Here is a 16,581-nt window from a genome sequence, read left to right as displayed (position 1 = left end):
GCTCGTTCCAGTTTCTTTCGATCACGTAGAGATGTCCCTCGAAACGCAGGATCGCCGGACGCGAAATCGCGGTCCGGCGCAGGGAGAGTGTCGTACTTTAGTACTCAGACGCGCCGGCGCTTGGGCGGCCGGCAGCCGTTGTGCGGAATGGGGGTCACGTCACGGATGGTGGTGATCGTCATGCCGACCGACTGCAGAGCGCGAAGCGCCGATTCACGGCCCGAACCCGGACCCGAAACGTTGACTTCCAGCGTCTTGACGCCGTGTTCAGCCGCCTTCTTGCCGGCGTCCTCGGCCGCCATCTGGGCGGCGTAAGGCGTCGACTTCCGGGAGCCCTTGAACCCCATCATGCCCGCGGACGACCACGAGATGGTGTTCCCCTGCGCGTCGGTGATGGTGATCATCGTGTTGTTGAACGAGGCGTTCACGTGGGCGACGCCCGAGGTGATGTTCTTGCGCTCGCGACGTTTGACGCGCGTCGGTTCCTTGGCCATCGACTAAGCTCTCTTACTTCTTCTTGCCGGCGATCGGCTTGGCCGGGCCCTTGCGGGTGCGAGCATTGGTGTGAGTGCGTTGGCCGCGGACCGGCAGACCCTTGCGGTGACGCAGGCCGCGATAGCAGGCCAGGTCCATCAAACGCTTGATGTTGACCGCGGTGTCGCGACGCAGATCGCCCTCGACCATATAGTCGCGGTCGATGGTCTCGCGGATTTGCAGGACTTCCGCATCGGTGAGCTGATTGACGCGGCGCGCGTCCTCGATGCCAACCTTGCTGACGATCTCGGCGGCTTTCGCCTGGCCGATGCCATGGATGTACTGCAGCGCGATAACGACGCGCTTGTTAGTCGGAATGTTGACGCCAGCGATACGGGCCACGCGTAGATTCTCCTGGTCACGCAGAGAAGCGCGAACGGCGCCCCGGCCCAGAATCCCAAGTGGGAAGGCCGGCACGTCTTTCGCGCCCTTTCGCGGAAGCGCACCGTTATAGGGAACGTTGCGTTTCCGTCAATGGCGCAATCGCGAGAATTTGAACCTTTTCAGGCTCCACGCGATCACGAGGGCTAATGTCTACTGGCGCGGGGCGTCTAGGGCCTTGTCGATGCCGGCAGATACGTCTTCGATCGAACCCATGCCGTCCACTTCCACGAGTTTCCCGTGGTTTTGGTAGTAGGGCAGCAGCGGAGCGGTCTGGTCGTTGTAGGCCGCGAGCCTCACCTTGAAGCTCTCGGGATTGTCGTCGGGACGGCCGGACTCGGCGAATCGGCCGGCCACCCGCTCCAGAAGTTGTTCGTCATCGACCTTGAGGCGGACCACTAGGTCGATTCGGGCGCCGCGCTGCTCCAGCATGACGTCCAGGGCCTTGGCCTGGGCCAAGGTACGGGGAAATCCGTCGAAGATCGCGCCGCCGGCGGCCTCGGCTTCCGGCAGGCGCTCCTCGATCAGGGCGACGACGATCTCGTCGGTGACCAGCTCGCCGCGCTCCATGACGCCGGCCACCCGCTGGCCGAGCTCGGTGCCCGAGGCGATCGCGGCGCGCAGCATGTCTCCAGTGGAGAGCTGAACCATCTTTCGGCTATCCACCAGGCGCTTGGCCTGGGTGCCCTTCCCCGCCGCCGGCGGGCCGAACAAGATCAAATTCATCGCTTAAATATTCCCCTCCCCGCCGGTCGTTCCCATTCGGGCCGGCCTAATAGCAAGCGCTCTCCTATCGAGCTCCGCGGCCCCCGCGCAGCTTCGACTTCTTGATCAGGCCTTCGTACTGGTGGGCCAGGAGATGCGACTGGATCTGGGTCACGGTGTCCATGGTGACGCTCACCACGATCAGCAGCGACGTGCCGCCCAGATAGAACGGCGCCTTGTAGAAGCCGATCAAGGCTTCCGGCAGCAGGCAGACCAGGGTGATGTAGGCCGCCCCGATGACCGTCAACCGGGTGAGCACATAGTCCAGATACTCGGCGGTGCGCTTGCCTGGCCGGATGCCCGGCAGGAAGCCGCCATACTTGCGGAGGTTCTCGGCGGTGTCGTCGGGATTGAAGACGACCGAGGTGTAGAAGAAGCAGAAGAACACGATCAGGGCGCCGTACAGCACCATGAACGCCGGCTGGCCGTGCTGCAGCGCGCCGACCGCCGAGGGCAGCCATTGCCCCCAGGCCGGCAGCTCAGCGGTCGTCAGGAAGCTGAGCGCCGTGGTCGGCAGCAGCAGCAGGGACGAGGCGAAGATCGGCGGGATGACGCCGGCGGTGTTGATCTTCAGCGGCAGGAACGAGGTGTCGCCGCCGAACATGCGGTTGCCCTGCTGGCGCTTCGGATATTGGACCAGCAGGCGGCGCTGCGAGCGTTCCATGAACACGATGGCGAAGACCACGGCGATGGCCAGGACGATGATCGCCAGCATGGCGAAGCCCGACAGCGAGCCGGTCCGCGTCATGGAGAACATCTGCCACACGCCGCGCGGCAGGACCGCCACGATGCCAGCGAAGATGATCAGCGAGACGCCGTTGCCGACGCCGCGCGCGGTGATCTGCTCGCCCATCCACATCAGCAGCAGGGTGCCGCCGGTGAGCGTCACGACCGTCGAGACCAGGAAGAAGACGCCGGGATTCAGCACCAGGCCAGGGCTGGATTGCAGCCCCGTGGCGATGGCGAAGGACTGGAACAGGGCCAGGACCACGGTCAGGTAGCGCGTGTACTGGTTGAGCTGCTTGCGCCCCGCCTCCCCGCCTTCCTTCTTCAGCTTCTCCCACGGCGGATAGACCGTCTGCAGGAGCTGAACGATGATCGAAGCCGAGATGTAGGGCATCACGTTCAGCGAGAAGATCGCCATCCGTTCGACGGCGCCCCCGGAGAACATGTTGAACATGCCCAGGATGCCCTGGCTCTGGCCGGTGAAGGCCTGGGCGAAGGCGACCGGATCGATGCCGGGGATCGGGATATAGGTCCCCAGCCGGTAGGCGATCAGCGCCCCCAAGGTGAACCAGATGCGCTGGTGAAGTTCGGTCGCCTTCTGGAAGGCGCCGAAGTTCATGTTTGCTGCGAGCTGTTCGGCGGCCGAAGCCATGTAGTTCCCCAGACGTTCAGGACCGGTCGTACATAGGGTGTCCGTCCTGCGCTGTCATCCGGTCCCCCGCTTGGGCGACCGGATGGCCAGAGTCATGTCCCCGCCAGGCGGGGACGGACGGCGTTATTCGGCGGCTTCAGCAACGACGGGCGCGGTCAGGGTGACCTTGCCGCCAGCCTTCTCGACCGCGGCCTTGGCGGCGGCGGACGCGGAATAGACCGTGATGTCGATCTTGGTGGTGATCTCACCCTTGCCCAGCAGGCGCAGGCCGTCCTTCTTGCGACGCACCACGCCCGCGGCGATTAGCACGTCGGCGTCGATGGCCTTCTTGGCGTCGAGCTTGCCGGCGGCGATCGCCTGCTCGAGACGCCACAGGTTCACTTCGGCGAACTGCTTGGCGAAGGGGTTGTTGAAGCCGCGCTTGGGCATGCGCATGTGCAGCGGCATCTGGCCGCCTTCGAAGCCGGCGATGGCGACGCCGGAGCGGGCCTTCTGGCCCTTGACGCCGCGGCCGGCGGTCTTGCCCTTGCCCGAACCCGGGCCACGGCCGACGCGCATGCGGTTCTTGGTCGAACCGGGCGCGGGCGAAAGTTCGTTGAGCTTGGTCATGTGACGCCTCTCCTTGGAGATCTGTCGCCCAGGCGCTTGCCCGGACTCGGCTGATGTTGAGCGGCCGCCGAAACGGCCGAAGAGGCGACGCTTTTGGCGCCGCCTCTCCTAATCGTCCAGTCGAAAGACCTTAGCCTTCGACCACTTCCACCATGTGCTGGACCTTGGCGATCATCCCGCGAACCGACGGGGTGTCCTCCAGGACCGACACGCGGCCGATCTTGTTGAGGCCCAGGCCCGCGAGGGTCGCGCGCTGGTCCTGCTTGCGGCGAATGGGGCTCGCCGTCTGACGAACGGTCACCTTAGCCATGACTTACTCTCCGTCGGCGGCGGCGACGGCCGAGGCGCCGTCGGCGCGGCGGCCAAGGACGTCAGCGACCTTCTTGCCGCGCTTGGCGGCGACCTGGCGAGGCGAAGACTGAGCCTTCAGCGCCTCGAAGGTCGCGCGCACCATGTTGTAGGGGTTCGACGAACCGACCGACTTGCCCACGACGTCCTGGATGCCCAGGGTTTCGAGAACAGCACGCATCGGACCGCCGGCGATGACGCCGGTGCCGGGAGGCGCGGCGCGAACCATGACCTTGCCGGCGCCCCAACGGCCATTGCCGTCGTGGTGCAGGGTGCGGCTCTCGCGGAGCGGCACGCGGATCATGGTCTTCTTGGCTTCCTCGGTCGCCTTGCGGATGGCTTCCGGCACTTCACGCGCCTTGCCATGGCCGAAGCCGACGCGGCCCTTCTGATCGCCCACCACCCTCAAGGCGGCGAACGAGAAGCGGCGGCCGCCCTTCACGGTGGCGGCGACGCGGTTGATGTGCACCAGCTTTTCGACGATGTCGCTGTCGGCGCGCTCTTCCTGCGGAGCGCCCCGGTTGCGGTCCCGGCGTTGACCGCCTTCGCCGCCTTGTGAGTTTCCACGAGCCATCTGGGTACCCCTAGAAGTTCAAGCCGGCTTCGCGCGCGGCGTCGGCCAGCGCTTTCACCCGGCCGTGATAGATGTAGCCGCCACGATCGAAGACGACGTCCTTGACGCCCTTTTCGATGGCGCGTTGGGCCACGAGGGCGCCGACGCGGGCGGCGGCGTCCTTGTCCGAGCCCTTGGCCGTCTTCTCGCCCTCTTCGAGGGTGGAGGCGGCGGCCAGGGTCACGCCGCGCTCATCATCGATGACCTGGGCGTAGATATTCTTGGACGAGCGGAAGACCGACAGACGCGGCCGGCCGTTCGCCACGGACCGCAGACGGATGCGGTTGCGCTCGGCGCGCCGCTTGGCGGTGTCACGGGGTTTAAGAGCCATGGCCTACTTCTTCTTGCCTTCCTTGCGGCGAACCTTCTCGCCGGCGTAGCGGACACCCTTGCCCTTGTAGGGCTCCGGCGGACGCAGACGACGGATTTGCGAGGCGATTTCGCCCACGACCTGCTTGTCGATGCCCGAGATCTTGATCTCGGTCTGCTTCGGCGTGGCGAAGGTGACGCCTTCAGGCGGCGGCACGTCCACGTCGTGGCTGAAGCCCAGCTGCATGGAGAGCGCATTGCCCTTCATCGCCGCGCGATAGCCGACGCCGACCAGTTCCAGCGTGCGCTCGAAACCGTCCGTCACACCCTGCACCATGTTGGCGATCAGGGTGCGCGAAAGGCCCCACATGGCTTGCGCCCGCGTGGTGTCGACCCGCTTGGTCAGGAGAAGCTCGGCGCCTTCCTGCTTGATTTCGATCTCTTCGGCCACGGTCCAGGAGAGTTGGCCCTTGGGCCCCTTCACCGTCACCGTCTGACCGTCGATGGTGACCGTCACCCCAGAGGGTACGGCGACCGCCTTCTTTCCGATACGCGACATATCAGTAGACCCGGCAAAGGACTTCGCCGCCCACGTTCGCGTCACGCGCGGCCGTGTCCGACATGACGCCCTTCGGCGTCGACAGGATCGAGATCCCGAGGCCGTTCTTGATCGGCTTCAGGTCCTTGATCGACGAATAGACCCGACGGCCCGGCTTCGACACGCGGCGGATCTCAACGATCACCGGCTGTCCGTCGAAGTACTTCAGCTCGATCTCGAATTCCGGGAAAGCGCCCGGCTTCTCGACCATCTGATAGCCGCGGATGTAGCCTTCCTCGGCGAGCACATCGAGGACGCGCGCGCGCATCTTCGAGGCCGGCGTGGAAACCTTCGAACGGCCGCGGGTCGCGGCGTTCTTGATGCGGGCGATCATATCGCCAACGGGGTCGTTCACCATTGGACCCTCCTCACCAGCTCGACTTAACGAGGCCAGGAATCTGGCCCATGGAACCCAGGTCGCGCAGGGCGATCCGGCTCATCCGCAGTTTGCGGTAGTAGGCGCGCGGGCGACCCGTGACTTCGCACCGGTTACGGATGCGGGTCTTGGACGAGTTGCGCGGCAGCTCGGCGAGCTTCAGCCGGGCTTCGAAGCGTTCTTCGAGCGGCAGGGACTCGTTGTTGGCGATCGCCTTGAGGGCTTCCCGCTTGGCGGCGAATTGCTTCACCAGCTTGCGGACCATCTCATTGCGGTTGACGGCGCTTTTCTTGGCCATTTTCTCTTTCCTTCCCGCCGCTTACGCTTGAGCTTGAACGAACGGGAACTGGAATTCCTTCAGAAGCAAGCGAGCTTCGTCATCGGTCTTCGCAGTCGTGGCGACAATGATGTCCATGCCCCACATTTGGTCGATCTGGTCGTAGTTGATCTCCGGGAACACGATGTGCTCCTTCAGACCCATGGCGTAGTTGCCGCGACCGTCGAACGAAGTCGGCTTGAGGCCCCGGAAGTCCCGCACCCGCGGCAGCGCGATGGTGATGAGACGGTCGAGGAACTCGTACATGCGGTCCTTGCGAAGCGTCACCTTGGCGCCGATCACCATGCCTTCGCGCAGCTTGAAGCCGGCGATGGAGTTGCGCGCCTTGGTGGTCACCGGCTTCTGGCCGGCGATCTTCGTCAGGTCGGCGATGGCGGCGTTGATCTTCTTGGAGTCAGACACCGCTTCGCCGATCCCCATGTTCAGGACGATCTTGTCCAACTTGGGGATCTGCATTTCGTTGGTATAGCCGAACTGCTCCTTCATCACCGCGCGGATGCGCGTGCGATATTCGGACTTCAGCCGCGGCTCATAAGGTTGCTCAGCCATTGATCACCTCACCGGTCGTCTTGGCGACGCGGACCTTCTTGTCGCCTTCGACCCGGAAACCGACACGGGTCGGCTTGCCCTTGGAGTCCACGATGGCGACGTTCGAGACGTGCAGCGCGGCTTCCTTGTTCTTGATGCCGCCCTGCGGGTCGGATTGCGTCGGACGGGTGTGACGCTGAACCATGTTCAGGCCTTCCACGACGACGCGCTCGTCCTTGGGCAGAACCTTCAGGACATTGCCTTGGCGGCCCTTGTCCTTGCCGGCGAGGACCACGACGCGGTCCCCCTTCTTGATCTTCGCGGCCATCACAGCACCTCAGGAGCGAGCGAGATGATCTTCATGTGGTTCTTGGCGCGCAGTTCACGGGGAACCGGGCCGAAGATCCGCGTGCCGATCGGCTCGCTCTGCTTGTTCACGATGACGGCGGCGTTCTTGTCGAAACGGATCACCGAGCCGTCCTTGCGCTTGATCGCCGAGGACGTGCGCACGACGATCGCCTGCAGCACGTCGCCCTTCTTCACGCGACCGCGCGGAATGGCTTCCTTGACGGAGACGACGATCTTGTCGCCCACGCCGGCGTAACGACGGCCAGCGCCGCCGAGCACCTTGATGCACATCACACGACGCGCGCCGGAATTGTCGGCGACTTCGAGGTTAGTCTGCATCTGGATCATAGGATCAGACCTTCCTTACGACGCGGCTTGGGAGGCGCCCTTAGGCAGCGCTTCCCAGGTTTTGGTTTTCGACTTGGGCGCGCATTCGATGATGCGGGCGACCTCGCCGGCCTTGTAGGCGTTGGCCTCGTCATGGGCGTGGTACTTCTTCGACCGACGAACGGTCTTCTTCAGCACCGGATGCAGGAAGGTCCGCTCGACCTTCACCACGATCGTCTTGTCACCCTTGTCGGAGACGACGACGCCTTCGAGAATTCGCTTGGGCATGTTCGTTGTCTCCTTAGGCCGCGGTCTGCTTGGAGCGCAGGACGGTCTTGATCCGCGCGATGTCCTTGCGGACCTGGTCGACGCGGTGGGTCTTCTCAACCTGGCCCGTCGCCGCCTGGAAGCGCAGGTTGAACTGCTCTTTCTTCAGGCTCAGCAGGTTCTCGCTGAGTTGGTCGGGCGTCATGCCCCGGATGTCGTCGATCTTCATCACGCGGCCTCCGCCACAGGGGCGTCGATCCGGGTGACGATGCGGGTCTTCACCGGAAGCTTCGCCGCGCCGAGGCGCAGGGCTTCACGGGCCACATCGTCCGGCACGCCGTCGATTTCAAACATGATACGGCCGGGGTGAACGCGCGCGGCCCAGTACTCGACCGCGCCCTTGCCCTTACCCATCCGCACTTCCGCCGGCTTATCGGTGACCGGCACGTCCGGGAAGATCCGGATCCACACGCGGCCTTGGCGCTTCATCTGGCGAGTGATCGCCCGACGAGCGGCTTCGATCTGACGCGCGGTGATGCGTTCCGGCTCAACGGACTTGAGGCCATAGGAACCGAAGGTCAGCGAGAAGCCACCCTTCGCCGTTCCGTGGATCTTGCCCTTGAACTGCTTGCGGTACTTGGTCTTTTTCGGAGACAGCATGGCTCTACCCTAGGCTCCAGCTTGCTCGCGGCGGTCACGACGACCGCGATCGGGACGGTCGCCCGAACGGTCACGACCGCCGCCTTCGCCGGCCGGGCCGGATTCGGTGGCCAGGCGCTTGTCCAGCGCCATCGGATCGTGGTCGAGAACTTCGCCTTTGAAGACCCACACCTTCACGCCGATGATGCCGTAGGTCGTCTTGGCTTCGGTGACGCCGTAGTCGATGTCGGCGCGCAGCGTGTGACGCGGCACCCGGCCCTCGTGATACGATTCAGCGCGGGCGATTTCCGCGCCGCCGAGGCGACCCGAGACTTCGATGCGCATGCCCTTGGCGCCCAGACGCATGCCGCTTTGCAGCGCACGCTTCATGGCGCGGCGGAAAGCCACGCGACGCTCGAGCTGCTGGGCGATGTTCTCAGCCACCAGTTGAGCGTCGGTCTCGGGCTTGCGGATCTCGATGATGTTCAGGTGAACTTCACCCTGAGTCATCGCCGCGATGTCCTTGCGCAGCTTCTCGATGTCCGCGCCCTTCTTGCCGATGATGACACCGGGGCGGGCCGCATAGATCGTGATCCGGCACTTCTTGTGCGGACGCTCGATGATGATGCGCGAGACGCTGGCCTGATACAGGCGCTTCTTCAGGTTCTTACGGATCTTCAGGTCTTCGTGGAGCATCCGACCGTAGTCCGGGCCGTCGGCGAACCAACGGCTGTCCCAGGTGCGATTGATGCCGAGGCGAAGCCCGACCGGATTTACTTTTTGACCCATCAGGCGGCCTCACCCAATTCGCGGACCACGATGGTGATCTCGCTGAACGGCTTTTCGATGCGGGAAGCACGACCGCGAGCGCGGGCGGCGAAGCGCTTCATAACCAGGTTCTTACCCACGAAGGCCTCGGACACGACAAGGTTGTCGATGTCGAGGTTGTGGTTGTTCTCAGCGTTCGAGATCGCCGAATAGAGCGCCTTGCGCACGTCGCGCGCGATGCGCTTGTGGCTGAACTCGAGCTCGTTCAGGGCCCGCTGCACCTTGAGGCCGCGGATCGACTGAGCGACCAGGTTCAACTTGCGGGGGCTGGTGCGGAGAGTCGTCACCTTGGCCATCGCCTCGACGCCGGTGAGCCGGCGCGCTTTTGCTTGCTTAGCCATGGCTACTTCCTCTTGGCCTTCTTGTCGGCCGCGTGGCCCGGGAAGTACCGGGTGGGGGCGAATTCACCGAGCTTCATGCCGACCATGTCTTCACTGACCAGGACGGGCACATGCTTTTGGCCGTTGTGCACGCCGAAGGTCAGGCCGACGAACTGCGGCATGATGGTGGAGCGACGCGACCAGGTCTTGATCACATCCTTGCGGCCGGAACCTTGGGCGGTTTCGGCCTTCTTGAGCAGGTATCCGTCGACGAACGGACCTTTCCAGACGGAACGGGTCATGGCTTAGCGAGCCTTCCGAGCGTGGCGCGAACGGATGATGTACTTATCCGTCGCCTTGTTAGAACGGGTCTTGGCGCCCTTGGTCGGCTTGCCCCACGGGGTCACCGGGTGGCGACCGCCGGAGGTGCGGCCTTCACCGCCGCCGTGCGGGTGGTCGACCGGGTTCATGACGACGCCGCGGACGTGCGGGCGGAAGCCCATGTGGCGGACGCGGCCGGCCTTGCCGAGAACTTGGTTCATATGATCCTGGTTCGAGACGGCGCCGATGGTGGCCATGCAGGTATCCTGCACCATGCGCAGCTCGCCCGAGTTCAGGCGGATCTGAGCATAACCGCTGTCGCGGCCGACCAGCTGAGCGTAGGCGCCGGCGGAACGGGCGATCTGCCCGCCCTTGAGGGGCTTCAGCTCGACATTGTGGATGATCGTGCCGATCGGCATGCCGCGCAGCGGCATGGCGTTGCCCGGCTTCACGTCGGCCTTTTCAGCCGCGATCACCACGTCGCCGGCCTTCAGGCGCTGCGGGGCCAGGATGTAGGCCAGCTCACCATCGTCGTACTTGATCAGCGCGATGAAGGCGGTGCGGTTCGGGTCGTACTCGAGACGCTGGACGGTCGCCGGCACGTCGAACTTGCGACGCTTGAAGTCGACCACGCGATAGAGGCGCTTCGCGCCGCCGCCGCGGAAGCGGACCGCGATACGGCCACCGCCGCCACGACCGCCCGACTTGGTCAGACCTTGGACGAGCGACTTTTCCGGCTTGCCCTTGTGGAGCTCGGACCGGTCGACCAGGACCAGGCCGCGACGGCCGGGAGAGGTCGGATTGAATTGCTTCAAGGCCATTTGACTAGAGCCCCGTGGTGATGTCGATGGACTGGCCTTCGGCCAGGGTCACGACAGCTTTCTTGACGTCGTTACGACGACCGGGACGGCCACGGAAACGCTTGGTCTTGCCCTTGACGACCAGGGTGTTGACCTTGGTGACATTGACTTTGAACAGCGCCTCGACGGCCGCGGCGATTTCGTCCTTGGACGCGTCCAGGGCGACCCGGAACACCACCTTATTCTGCTCGGACAGCAGGGTGGCCTTTTCCGTGATCACCGGCGACAGGATCGCGTCGTAGTGGCGGGCGACTGGGTCGGCCATTACGCGGCTTCCTTCTCGGCATAGCGCGCGTTGATCGCTTCGACCGCGTCCTTGGTGAGGACGAGGGTGTGGCGACGCAGCACGTCATAGACGTTCAGGCCGGCGTTCGGCAGCACGTCCACGTTGGGAATGTTGCGGGCGGCGAGCTTGAAGTTCGCGTCCACTTCGGCGCCGGCGATGACCAGCGCGTTCTTCAGACCCATCTTGGACAGCGTGGCGCGGAGGCCGGCGGTCTTCGGATCGGAGAGGGTCACGCTGTCGACGATGACCAGCGAGCCCGACTTCACCTTGGAGCTGAGCGCGTGGCGAAGGCCAAGAGCCCGGAACTTCTTGGTCAGGTCGAATGCGTGGCTGCGGACCACGGGACCGTGGGCCTTGGCGCCGCCGACGAACTGGGCCGCACGGCGCGAACCGTGACGGGCGCCGCCGGTGCCCTTCTGCTTGTACATCTTCTTGCCCGTGCGAGAGACCTCGTTACGGACCTGAATCTTGTGGGTGCCGGCGCGACGCTTGGCGAGCTGCCAGGTCACGACCCGCTGCAGGATGTCCCCACGGATTTCTTCGATGCCGAAGACGGCGTCGGACAGTTCGATCGAACCACCCTTCGAGCCGTCGAGCTTGATGACGTCGAGTTTCATTATTGGTCTTCGCCCCCAGCTTCGGCCGGAGCCTCTTCAACAGCCGGAGTCTCGGCGACCGGAGCCGCCGCGGCTTGACCGGCCTTGCGGAACGCGCCCGGGAACGGGACGTCCGCCGGACGGGCCGACTTCACCGCGTCGCGGATCTTCACGTAGGAGCCTTCCGTACCGGGTACGGCGCCCTTGATGAGGATCAGGCCGCGCTCGGTGTCGACGCGCCAGACAGTGACGTTCAGGGTGGTGACGGTTTCCTGGCCGAGGTGGCCGGCCATCTTCTTGCCCTTGAAGGTCTTGCCAGGATCCTGGCGCTGACCGGTCGAGCCGTGGGCCCGGTGGGAGACGGACACCCCGTGGGTGGCCCGCATGCCGCCGAAGTTCCAGCGCTTCATGGCGCCCTGGAAACCCTTACCGACCGTGGTTCCCGTGACGTCGACCTTCTGGCCGGCGAGGAAGTGGTCGGCGGTGAGCTCGGCGCCCACGTCGATCAGGTTGTCCTCGGTCACGCGGAACTCGGCGAGTTCGTGCTTCGGCTCGACTTCACCCTTGGCGAAGTGGCCGCGCATGGCCTTGGAGGTGTTCTTCGGCTTCTTGGCGCCGGCCCCGAGCTGGAGCGCGACATAGCCGTCTTTATCCTGGGTCCGCTGAGCGGTGACCGAACAGCCTTCGAGGCTGAGGACGGTCACCGGCACATGGGTTCCCGCTTCATCGAAGAAGCGCGCCATGCCCAGTTTCTTGGCGATCACACCGGTACGCATCGGTAGGACCCCTTAAAGCTTGATCTCGACGTCCACGCCGGCGGACAGGTCGAGCTTCATGAGCGCGTCCACGGTCTGCGGGGTGGGGTCGACGATATCGAGCACGCGCTTATGCGTGCGGATTTCGAACTGCTCGCGCGACTTCTTGTCGATGTGCGGCGAGCGGTTGACGGTGAATTTGTTGATGTGCGTCGGCAGCGGGATAGGCCCGCGGACGGTCGCGCCGGTGCGCTTGGCCGTATTGACGATCTCGCGTGTGGAATGGTCCAGCACGCGGTGATCGAAGGCCTTGAGCCGGATGCGGATGTTCTGACGATCCATATCGCTCTTCAGTTTCCCCTACAGACGGCGGCCCGTCCGCGTGACTTTGACCATTTCAAAGACCAACCCGAACGCCTCGCGAGAGGCGCACGTACGCGTAAGTCCGCAAAAACGAAATAGACCCGCGCGAACCTTCGCGAGGGCCTTGCCCCGAAACCCCAGCTTGCGACTGGCTCCCGGGTCGTTCCGCGAACCGCGTCTGTGCTTCAAATCACTTCGAAGCACACAGCCGGTCCAACAGGAGGCGCGTCTATACGTGCGCGACTCGGTGTCGTCAAGGGCTGCGAAGTCCTCCGACCGCGCTCGCCGACCCTACTGAATGATCCGGTAGGCAGTGAGAGAGCCGGGCATCCAGTTCGGCACGATCAGTTGGTCGCCGACCCGAATGAAGTCGTTCATGAAGCCCTGCGCAGCCTTGGTGTCGAGGATCACGCTGATCGCCCCGCCCCGCCCGACCTCGAACATTCGCCCTGGCCATTCGCTGACCAGGTAGCGGCCGTCGTCCAGGCGGGCCACACCGTCGCCGTCGCCAATGCCCTCAGCCAGCACCGTGATCGCCTTGGTCTTGTAGTCCATGGCCAGGAACTTGCCGGCCATGGTGGTGACGACGAGGCGGTCCTTCTCGGGCGACAGGCCGTTCACGGCCCGGAGCTCCGGCGCCTCCGCCCAGATGACCACGTCGCCCTTCCCCGCCTTGGCGTAGATCCGGGCGTTGGCGGAATCGGAGAACAGCAGGGTCCCGTCCGGCGCGAGCGCCGTGTCGTTCAGGAACTTGGCGCCTGGCGCCGCGTGGGTCTCGATCGCCGCACCGGTGGCGAGATCGATCGCCACCAGGCGGTCGATATCGGTCACGTAGAGCCGGTCATGGGCGAGGACGGCGCCCTTGGGGGCGTGGAGGCCGCTCGCCCATTCCTTTTGGAGCATCTTGCCGTCGCGCGAGACACGGGAGATGAAACCCCGGCCATCCCTGGCGTCGCCCTCCCCCGCCACGTTGGCCACATAGAAGAAGGTCCCGTCGGCGCTGAGCGCCACGCTCTCGGGCGATTCCAGACCTGCCAGGGTCCAGACCGGCTCAAGCCGCGCCGCGGCCTGCGCCGGCCCGCCCTGGACCGCCGCGACGAGCAGCGCGGCCAGGGCGACCACTGAACGGCTAACCGACATTGACGGCGCCGGAGCCGACGATCGCCTTGGAGACGTCGCCTTTGACTTCGCGGACGTGGACGTCGCCGGACCCCGCGATCCGCGCCTTGAGGCTGAGCGCCACGCCATCAAAGTCGACGCCGCCCGACCCTGCGACCGAGACCGTCATGGCGCTGGCCTGGCCGCCGGCCACTTTCACGTCGCCGGAGCCCGCGACCTTGACGTCCAGCGGGCCGGAGACCGAGGCGCTCCAGATGTCGCCTGAGCCCGCGATATCAATTTCCAAGGCGCCGCGAATGGCCTGTGTCTTGATATCGCCCGACCCCGCGACACGCAGGCTCGCCTGCCCCGCTGAGCCGACCTTGGTGTCGCCTGATCCGGCCTGGATGAGCTTCAGGCGGCCCTCGACATTGGCCACCGTCCAGTCGCCGCATCCGGCGTTGGACAGTTCGAGGCTGGCCGACTTGCCCACGGCGCCAAACACAGCGCCGCCCGCCTCGATATCGACGTCCTTCGGCGTGCGGATGACCACCTGAGGCATGTCCTCGAAGCGGTAGGTTTTGCGGCCGACCTGAACGGTGATCTTGCCGTTGTCGGTGTCGCAGTTGCGGATCGAGCGGTCGAGATCGCCGTCGATGATCGTCTTGCCGCCCGTGGTGCGGATTTCGAGCGGCAGGTTGGGGTTGGTGGACAGGATCTCCACCTTGATGTCGCTGCGGGCCTCGGGGATCACGGTGACGCGGGCCACCGCATCCTTGATCTCGACCTCTGCCGCATAAGCCGCGCCGGCCGCCAGGGTCAGGCCGAGACCCGCGATAAGTGCCTGAAGACGCATCGGTCCCCTCCGTCTTGTGTTGAACAACCCACAAGGACGGTAGGCGGCGCGACCCCCGGGGTCAGCTTAATTCGAGGTCATGACCTGGACGTCATCTTGGCGGGGTTTCGAAGAGCTTCAGCGCCCGTTCGTGGCGCCACTGCTCGCGGGCCTTGTCGCTTCCGGCCACCAGGTCGGCGCAGGGACCGGGACGCGGGACCTCCGCCCCGATCTGACCCGCGCAGGCCTTGGCGGGGCGGCGGTATAGGTTCGGGTCGCTCCAAAGCCCCTCCCCCGTCAGGAACGAGAAGGCCAGAGCATTGCGCGCCGAGCGCTTCAGGTCGTCGTAACTGGCCCCCTGTTCCTGCACGGCGCGGGCGTACTCCCCGGACAGGTCGATGCGCAGGATCCCGGCGTCGTAGGTGGAGAGACTGACCGGCACGCCGCGCTGGCGAAGCCACCGATAGGGATGCTGTTCGCCCGACAGCTCGAGGATGATGTGGTTGGAGGTCAGGTTGACCTCCACCAGCACGCCCTTGGCCGCCATCTCCGCGGCCAGGACCTCGGCGCCATCCTCATGGGGCAGGTCGATTCCGTGACCTATCCGCCGGGCGCCGGCGATCCGCACCGCCTCGGCGATATGGAAGCGCAGATCTTCCGGGGTGGCGTACTTTAAGGTGAGCTCCCCGGCGTGCAGAGCCACCGGCGTCTTCACGCCCCGCCCGGTCAGCGCCTCGACCATCTTCATGTGCAGCCGATAGTGGGTGAGCGAGGCCGGATCGTCCTCGGGCGCCACCATCTGCAGCCCGACCCAGCGCCTGTCGGCGGCCACCAGGGCCACGCCCAACTGGAGCTGGGCGAACGTGACTTCCGGCGGCAGGACACGGATCGTCTGCATCAGAAAGCGGACCGTGACCTGGCAGCCCTTGGCCGCCTGCGGCGTGCCGCACTTCAGGATCTCACGGGCACGGCCCTCGCTGGCGTCGGTCTCGGCGATGGCCGCGGCGACCAGCCTGTCGAGCCCGCCCGCCGCGTTGGCCGCCTGCTGCGCCGCGAGATCGCCGCCCTTCCAGCCGACCCGCAGGCCCAACGCATAGGCGCCCGCGCCCTGGGGCGTGGTCATGGCCTCAATATAGAAGGTGTTCTGCGCCGCCAGGCTCTCCATCACGGCGGCCAAGACATCGCCAGAACGCTTGCTGCTGGCCGCGCCGAAGCGGCTGAACGACCCAAAGAACTGGTCATGGCCCGACCGGTCGCGGAAGCCCGGATGGCGAGTGCTGAAGCTGTCGATCAGGGCGACCCGCGTCTCGGGATCGGTCACGGCCGCCGCGGCGGACTTGTAATCGGCCGTCGCGGGACAGGCCAGGCGGACGGCCAGGGCTTTGAGGTCGACGCAAAATCCATCCTCGACAGCCCACTGGAGCAAGGTCTCGGGGAAGACCGCCGCGCTAATGTGATTGTGCAGCTCGCCGCCCTTGGGCATGGCCTTGGTGAAGGCGATGAGCTCGCCCGCCGTCATGGCCGAAAGGTCCGGAGCGGCCTGGGCCGTTCCGCAGGTGAGCGCCAGGGCCAGGCCCGTCGTCCAGTTCCGCAACGCCCCGATCATGCCCCGTCTCCTTTGCCGCAAGCGGCCCGAGGCGGGGAGTCGAGTCAAGATGGACTCCATGCGGATGAGGGGAACACAGGCTCGCCCACTCCCTCGCTGCTGATGGCCGGGGTGGGGATTGGGCGCCCCGCGCCCAAAAGAAAAGGCCGCCCGGGTTTCCCTGGGCGGCCTGATCTTTGATCTGGGTGGATCGTCTATTCGACGATCTTGGCCACGACGCCGGCGCCGACGGTGCGGCCGCCTTCGCGGATGGCGAAGCGCAGGCCCTGGTCCATGGCGATCGGGGTGATCAGCTCGACGTCCAGCTCGGCGTTGTCGCCGGGCATGATCATCTCAACGCCTTCCTTGAGCTTGAT

28 protein-coding genes and 1 pseudogene are annotated in these 16,581 nt (G+C 65.3%); all 29 read right to left on the bottom strand.

Annotated elements, in window-relative coordinates; all coding sequences use genetic code 11:
- Positions 1-104 precede the first annotated feature (104 nt).
- Positions 105-494: a 30S ribosomal protein S11 gene (gene rpsK / locus RMO04_RS13530; RefSeq protein ID WP_254836861.1), complete on the bottom strand. Its 390-nt coding sequence runs from the start codon at positions 492-494 to the stop codon at positions 105-107.
- Positions 495-507: 13 nt separating this feature from the next.
- On the bottom strand, positions 508-876 hold the full coding sequence (gene rpsM, locus RMO04_RS13525) for a 30S ribosomal protein S13 (protein ID WP_254836860.1): 369 nt from the start codon (positions 874-876) through the stop codon (positions 508-510).
- A gap of 192 nt (positions 877-1,068) precedes the next feature.
- Positions 1,069-1,641 carry an adenylate kinase gene (locus RMO04_RS13520; RefSeq protein WP_309645297.1) on the bottom strand — a complete coding sequence of 191 codons (573 nt, stop codon included), beginning with the start codon at positions 1,639-1,641 and terminating at the stop codon, positions 1,069-1,071.
- A gap of 64 nt (positions 1,642-1,705) precedes the next feature.
- Positions 1,706-3,058, bottom strand: a complete 1,353-nt coding sequence (gene secY / locus RMO04_RS13515) for a preprotein translocase subunit SecY (RefSeq protein WP_309645296.1) — start codon at positions 3,056-3,058, stop codon at positions 1,706-1,708.
- Positions 3,059-3,181: 123 nt separating this feature from the next.
- Entirely contained in the window at positions 3,182-3,667 is a 486-nt protein-coding gene (gene rplO, locus RMO04_RS13510) for a 50S ribosomal protein L15 (RefSeq protein WP_309645295.1), read from the bottom strand.
- Between the two features lie 130 nt (positions 3,668-3,797).
- Positions 3,798-3,977 carry a 50S ribosomal protein L30 gene (gene rpmD / locus RMO04_RS13505; protein WP_309645294.1) on the bottom strand — a complete coding sequence of 60 codons (180 nt, stop codon included), beginning with the start codon at positions 3,975-3,977 and terminating at the stop codon, positions 3,798-3,800.
- Between the two features lie 3 nt (positions 3,978-3,980).
- Positions 3,981-4,589, bottom strand: a complete 609-nt coding sequence (rpsE, locus tag RMO04_RS13500; protein WP_309645293.1) for a 30S ribosomal protein S5 — start codon at positions 4,587-4,589, stop codon at positions 3,981-3,983.
- A 10-nt stretch (positions 4,590-4,599) separates the two neighbouring features.
- Entirely contained in the window at positions 4,600-4,959 is a 360-nt protein-coding gene (gene rplR / locus RMO04_RS13495) for a 50S ribosomal protein L18 (protein WP_305675251.1), read from the bottom strand.
- Positions 4,960-4,962: 3 nt separating this feature from the next.
- Positions 4,963-5,496, bottom strand: a complete 534-nt coding sequence (gene rplF / locus RMO04_RS13490) for a 50S ribosomal protein L6 (RefSeq protein ID WP_309645292.1) — start codon at positions 5,494-5,496, stop codon at positions 4,963-4,965.
- Position 5,497: 1 nt separating this feature from the next.
- Complete coding sequence (gene rpsH / locus RMO04_RS13485; RefSeq protein ID WP_309645291.1) at positions 5,498-5,893, bottom strand: 30S ribosomal protein S8; 396 nt, start codon at positions 5,891-5,893, stop codon at positions 5,498-5,500.
- A gap of 10 nt (positions 5,894-5,903) precedes the next feature.
- Entirely contained in the window at positions 5,904-6,209 is a 306-nt protein-coding gene (gene rpsN, locus RMO04_RS13480; protein ID WP_309645290.1) for a 30S ribosomal protein S14, read from the bottom strand.
- Positions 6,210-6,230: 21 nt separating this feature from the next.
- Positions 6,231-6,797, bottom strand: coding sequence for a 50S ribosomal protein L5 (gene rplE, locus RMO04_RS13475; protein ID WP_309645289.1), 567 nt, complete (start codon positions 6,795-6,797; stop codon positions 6,231-6,233).
- Positions 6,790-7,104, bottom strand: coding sequence for a 50S ribosomal protein L24 (gene rplX, locus RMO04_RS13470; RefSeq protein WP_309645288.1), 315 nt, complete (start codon positions 7,102-7,104; stop codon positions 6,790-6,792). The genes rplE and rplX overlap by 8 nt, the downstream gene beginning before the upstream one ends.
- A complete protein-coding gene (rplN, locus tag RMO04_RS13465) occupies positions 7,104-7,472 on the bottom strand; it encodes a 50S ribosomal protein L14 (RefSeq protein WP_056018090.1) in 369 nt (122 codons plus the stop codon). Before rplN ends, rplX begins: the two co-directional genes overlap by 1 nt.
- Before the next feature lie 15 nt (positions 7,473-7,487).
- Positions 7,488-7,739 carry a 30S ribosomal protein S17 gene (gene rpsQ / locus RMO04_RS13460; protein ID WP_309645287.1) on the bottom strand — a complete coding sequence of 84 codons (252 nt, stop codon included), beginning with the start codon at positions 7,737-7,739 and terminating at the stop codon, positions 7,488-7,490.
- A 13-nt stretch (positions 7,740-7,752) separates the two neighbouring features.
- Positions 7,753-7,947: a 50S ribosomal protein L29 gene (rpmC, locus tag RMO04_RS13455; RefSeq protein ID WP_309645286.1), complete on the bottom strand. Its 195-nt coding sequence runs from the start codon at positions 7,945-7,947 to the stop codon at positions 7,753-7,755.
- On the bottom strand, positions 7,947-8,378 hold the full coding sequence (rplP, locus tag RMO04_RS13450; protein WP_309645285.1) for a 50S ribosomal protein L16: 432 nt from the start codon (positions 8,376-8,378) through the stop codon (positions 7,947-7,949). Before rplP ends, rpmC begins: the two co-directional genes overlap by 1 nt.
- A 9-nt stretch (positions 8,379-8,387) precedes the next feature.
- Entirely contained in the window at positions 8,388-9,146 is a 759-nt protein-coding gene (rpsC, locus tag RMO04_RS13445) for a 30S ribosomal protein S3 (protein WP_309645284.1), read from the bottom strand.
- Entirely contained in the window at positions 9,146-9,526 is a 381-nt protein-coding gene (gene rplV, locus RMO04_RS13440; RefSeq protein WP_254836844.1) for a 50S ribosomal protein L22, read from the bottom strand. The genes rpsC and rplV overlap by 1 nt, the downstream gene beginning before the upstream one ends.
- A 2-nt stretch (positions 9,527-9,528) precedes the next feature.
- Positions 9,529-9,807 (bottom strand): 30S ribosomal protein S19, encoded by a 279-nt coding sequence (rpsS, locus tag RMO04_RS13435; protein WP_056730050.1) that lies wholly within the window; start codon positions 9,805-9,807, stop codon positions 9,529-9,531.
- Between the two features lie 3 nt (positions 9,808-9,810).
- On the bottom strand, positions 9,811-10,647 hold the full coding sequence (gene rplB / locus RMO04_RS13430) for a 50S ribosomal protein L2 (protein ID WP_254836843.1): 837 nt from the start codon (positions 10,645-10,647) through the stop codon (positions 9,811-9,813).
- 4 nt (positions 10,648-10,651) lie between these two features.
- Complete coding sequence (locus RMO04_RS13425; RefSeq protein ID WP_309645283.1) at positions 10,652-10,951, bottom strand: 50S ribosomal protein L23; 300 nt, start codon at positions 10,949-10,951, stop codon at positions 10,652-10,654.
- The gene (gene rplD, locus RMO04_RS13420) at positions 10,951-11,589 is read right to left on the bottom strand and encodes a 50S ribosomal protein L4 (protein WP_309645282.1); all 639 of its coding nucleotides are present in this window, start codon (positions 11,587-11,589) and stop codon (positions 10,951-10,953) included. Before rplD ends, RMO04_RS13425 begins: the two co-directional genes overlap by 1 nt.
- Positions 11,589-12,344, bottom strand: coding sequence for a 50S ribosomal protein L3 (gene rplC / locus RMO04_RS13415; RefSeq protein WP_309645281.1), 756 nt, complete (start codon positions 12,342-12,344; stop codon positions 11,589-11,591). Before rplC ends, rplD begins: the two co-directional genes overlap by 1 nt.
- A 12-nt stretch (positions 12,345-12,356) precedes the next feature.
- Entirely contained in the window at positions 12,357-12,665 is a 309-nt protein-coding gene (rpsJ, locus tag RMO04_RS13410; RefSeq protein ID WP_254836839.1) for a 30S ribosomal protein S10, read from the bottom strand.
- Positions 12,666-12,977: 312 nt separating this feature from the next.
- Complete coding sequence (locus tag RMO04_RS13405) at positions 12,978-13,826, bottom strand: hypothetical protein (RefSeq protein WP_309645280.1); 849 nt, start codon at positions 13,824-13,826, stop codon at positions 12,978-12,980.
- Positions 13,816-14,640 (bottom strand): GIN domain-containing protein, encoded by an 825-nt coding sequence (locus tag RMO04_RS13400; protein ID WP_309645279.1) that lies wholly within the window; start codon positions 14,638-14,640, stop codon positions 13,816-13,818. Before RMO04_RS13400 ends, RMO04_RS13405 begins: the two co-directional genes overlap by 11 nt.
- A gap of 91 nt (positions 14,641-14,731) precedes the next feature.
- The gene (locus tag RMO04_RS13395; RefSeq protein ID WP_309645278.1) at positions 14,732-16,225 is read right to left on the bottom strand and encodes an adenosine deaminase; all 1,494 of its coding nucleotides are present in this window, start codon (positions 16,223-16,225) and stop codon (positions 14,732-14,734) included.
- A 194-nt stretch (positions 16,226-16,419) separates the two neighbouring features.
- Positions 16,420-16,581 (bottom strand): annotated as a pseudogene (gene tuf / locus RMO04_RS13390) (elongation factor Tu); the annotation flags it as partial.

The organism is Phenylobacterium sp. (genome assembly GCF_031412415.1).
In the GTDB taxonomy this organism is placed as follows: Bacteria; Pseudomonadota; Alphaproteobacteria; order Caulobacterales; family Caulobacteraceae; genus Phenylobacterium.
Note: the sequence above shows the minus strand (reverse complement) of the source record. Positions and strands in the feature narration are given on the sequence as shown.